The following is a 3,115-nucleotide window of genomic DNA, read 5'->3' as shown; positions in this document are numbered from 1 at the left end:
AAGCCGTATGCCACGGCAGCCATATGATAAATGGCGTTGTACTCTTTCATTAGCTGATCCAGTTGTTTGATGTAGCTTCTGATATCCATAGGCTGTATCACTCCCATATAATAAGTGAGTCCGAAATCGGACTCACTTATTATAGTCCGGTTTCGGACTCTTGTCAAGCGGATTTTGCGGAACCTTATCAAATCTTTACCCTTTTTTGATGCTTTTTTTATGGGGACGTGTTATAATGAGAACATCAACAGAAGAAAGGAAGTTGCAAATGGACTATATCATCGAAACCAAGGATCTGACCAAACGGTATGGGCAGCATCTGGCGGCGAATGCTGTGAGCCTGCATGTAAAGCGGGGAGAGATTTACGGTTTTATCGGCAGAAACGGTGCCGGGAAAACCACCTGCATGAAAATGATCTGCGGACTGACCTGCCCCACCAGCGGCAGCATCCAGTTGTTTGGGAAATCCGCCCAGGAATCCGGGAAGCTGCGGAGCCGCATCGGCAGTCTGATCGAGGAGCCGGGGCTGTACTATGAAATGACGGCGTATGAGAATCTCAAGTGCAAGTGCCTGATGACGGGCATTGACCAGAAGGGCTACATTGACGGGATCCTGGAGCTGGTGGGACTCAGCTATGCCCGGAACCGGAAGGCAAAGGCGTTTTCTCTGGGCATGCGGCAGCGGCTTGGCATCGCCATGACCCTGGTGGGAAATCCGAACATTCTGGTGCTGGATGAGCCCATCAATGGACTGGATCCTCAAGGCATTGCAGAAATGCGGCAGCTGTTCGTGCGGCTCAAGGAGGAAAGACATCTTGCCATCATGATCTCCAGTCACATTCTGGAGGAGCTGTCCAAGCTGGCGGATACCTTTGGCATTATCCACGACGGCAAGCTGCTGCAGGAGATCTCCCATGCGCAGTTGATGGATAAGTGTTCCAACTATGTGGAAATCATCACCCCACAGCCGGAGCAGGTCAGCGTATCCCTGGAGAAAATGGGCTATACCAGGTTCAAGGTTATGGACAAGGAAACCGTGCAAGTGTTCGAGCGGCTGGATGAAACCGCTGCCATGAACCGGCAGCTAATCCTGGACGGCTGCACCATTGTCCAGTCCAGAATCGTTGCCACGGAGCTGGAGGACTATTACTTCAAGATCACAGGAGGAAACCAGAATGCTTAATCTGACGAAGCTCTACTTATATAGAATGCTCCGCACCAAGGTGGCGTGGGTCTGCATGATTATCCTGGTGGGGCTGACAGCCTTCACCCTTTCCGTCAACTATATGATCGACAAAATGACGGATTCTATGGCAATGGACGGTGACACCTCTGTGGTTATGGAGGAAGAGCAGCCGGAGACAGAAACCAGTATCCTGGACGAATATCTGGGTGTGGTGCAGAACGGCTTTCCCATGATGATCTTCGGCATCTTTACTGCCATATTCTACAATTCTGACGAAAAGCACGGCTATGTGAAGAATATCGTGACCCAGTATAACAACCGCTCCTCCGTGCTTCTGCCCCGGATCCTGTCCCTGGGGATCTATGTGCTGGCAGTGAGCCTTGTCAACTTTCTTGTTGTGGCGATCCTGTTCAAGTGCTTCTATCCGGATACGGGGCTGGGCTTGCAGGGAACAACCCTTGGATACATGGGGATGCACTTCCTGCTACTGCTGACCTTCCTGTTTATCGTCCAGTTCATCACAGCATTTGCCCGGGGCACAGCCCTTGCGGTTACCTACAGCGTGTGCGCCAGCATGAATATGGCTGCGCTTGCAGCAATGCCCCTGAATTTCCTGGCACGCAAGTTCCTGCATGTACAGAATCCCAATGTAACAAAGTACTTCCTGGATACCTATTTGTTCAGCATTCGGAGTGCGGAGCACACCTGGTCCCTGCTGGTGCTGTTTGTATGCTACGCCGGCGTGGCGGCTGCTCTTGCCTGTCTGCTGCTGAATAAGCGGGATATGCGCTGACCTCCCTGGGCGGGTACTTTCAACTGATCCGGGAGCATCCACAATCAAAAAAGCAGACAGGGTAACCTGTCTGCTTTTTGTTAAGGCAACCCGCACAAAGATTGCACAGCATTGCCTTAATGCTTTTTGCTGCGTGTGCGGAAATCCTCCTCGATTCGTTTCTTCCATTCCCGCCCCACGGAGCAATTTGCCCGCACGGAGGATACGGCACAGCTCACTGCGTCGAAATTCAGTTGGGTGCCTGCTGCATCGCACATATACTGGGCGGCATGATCCTCCCGGATTCCCATGCTGGCAGCGGTTTGCAGGGCGTCTATATTTGCGCCCAGGAACAAAAATTCCCAGCCTGCCTCCTTCTGCTGTTGGATCATGCCCCTGACCTGTTCCAGCGTATAGGAATGGCTGGCGTTTTCCATGCCGTCCGTGGTGATCACAAAAACCGTGTGGGCAGGCACATCCTCCGGTCGGATGTACTGGTGAATGCTCCGGATGTGGGTAATGGTGCTGCCCATTGCATCCAGCAGTGCTGTGCATCCCCGGACGGTGTAGTCCCGGTCGGTGATATGCGCCATCTCTGACAGCTTCCTTCTGTCGTGCAGGGTCTCGCACCGGTCATCGAACAGCACCGTTGTGACGAAGCCCTCGCCCTGTTCCTGCTTCTGCTTGTCCAGCATGGCGTTGAAGCCGCCGATGGTGTCGCTTTCCAGCCCTGCCATGGAGCCGCTTCTGTCCAGAATGAAAACCAGTTCCGTTGTGTTGTTTGCCATAATGCATCCTCCTCATAGGTGTTGTGTGGATTCCTTACAACCATAGTATAGAGGATTCTGCGCTCCGGCAGGTCGCATGGAGAGCGACATTTTACCGACTGCCCAAAAGGGGTTGGTCAAAGGCGAACAGGGCTTCGTTGATCTCAAAGATATTATAGTTCCCTTTGGCAATAAAGTACTGGATGATGATGTCAAATTTGCTGCTGTTGGACAGGGCAAAGCCCGCCTTTCGCAGCAGTTCCCCGGTCTCCTGCCCATCCAGCTGCAGGGCGATGGCAAACGCCACGGCAGTTGACTTACTGGGCTTGTAGTGCATGTCACTGCGGATCTTGGAAAACAGCTTCCGGTCTATGTTCGCCCGCTTGTAGC

3 protein-coding genes and 1 pseudogene are annotated in these 3,115 nt (G+C 52.7%); 2 read left to right on the top strand and 2 right to left on the bottom strand.

What is annotated here, in order from left to right; all coding sequences use genetic code 11:
* Window positions 1-268 precede the first annotated feature (268 nt).
* The gene (locus tag QVO51_RS03365; RefSeq protein WP_022357233.1) at window positions 269-1,183 is read left to right on the top strand and encodes an ABC transporter ATP-binding protein; all 915 of its coding nucleotides are present in this window, start codon (window positions 269-271) and stop codon (window positions 1,181-1,183) included.
* A complete protein-coding gene (locus tag QVO51_RS03360; RefSeq protein WP_015557668.1) occupies window positions 1,176-1,979 on the top strand; it encodes an ABC transporter permease in 804 nt (267 codons plus the stop codon). Before QVO51_RS03365 ends, QVO51_RS03360 begins: the two co-directional genes overlap by 8 nt.
* Window positions 1,980-2,095: 116 nt before the next feature.
* On the opposite strand, the gene QVO51_RS03355 is transcribed toward QVO51_RS03360, so the two are convergent.
* Together QVO51_RS03355 and QVO51_RS03350 are read right to left on the bottom strand one after the other, a co-directional pair.
* The gene (locus QVO51_RS03355; RefSeq protein ID WP_015557669.1) at window positions 2,096-2,746 is read right to left on the bottom strand and encodes a vWA domain-containing protein; all 651 of its coding nucleotides are present in this window, start codon (window positions 2,744-2,746) and stop codon (window positions 2,096-2,098) included.
* A gap of 91 nt (window positions 2,747-2,837) precedes the next feature.
* Window positions 2,838-3,115: pseudogene (locus tag QVO51_RS03350) on the bottom strand (RNase III inhibitor); the annotation flags it as partial.

This window comes from Ruminococcus sp. CAG:379 (genome assembly GCF_000434255.1).
Taxonomy (GTDB): Bacteria; Bacillota; Clostridia; order Oscillospirales; family Ruminococcaceae; genus Ruminococcus_F; species Ruminococcus_F champanellensis.
Note: the sequence above shows the minus strand (reverse complement) of the source record. Positions and strands in the feature narration are given on the sequence as shown.

What these genes read in the sequence shown, in the direction of transcription:
- QVO51_RS03360 (WP_015557668.1), top strand. Translation starts at nt 1,176, where the DNA reads ATGCTTAATCTGACGAAGCTCTACTTATATAGAATGCTCCGCACCAAG.
- QVO51_RS03355 (WP_015557669.1), bottom strand. Translation starts at nt 2,746, where the DNA reads ATGGCAAACAACACAACGGAACTGGTTTTCATTCTGGACAGAAGCGGC.
- QVO51_RS03365 (WP_022357233.1), top strand. Translation starts at nt 269, where the DNA reads ATGGACTATATCATCGAAACCAAGGATCTGACCAAACGGTATGGGCAG.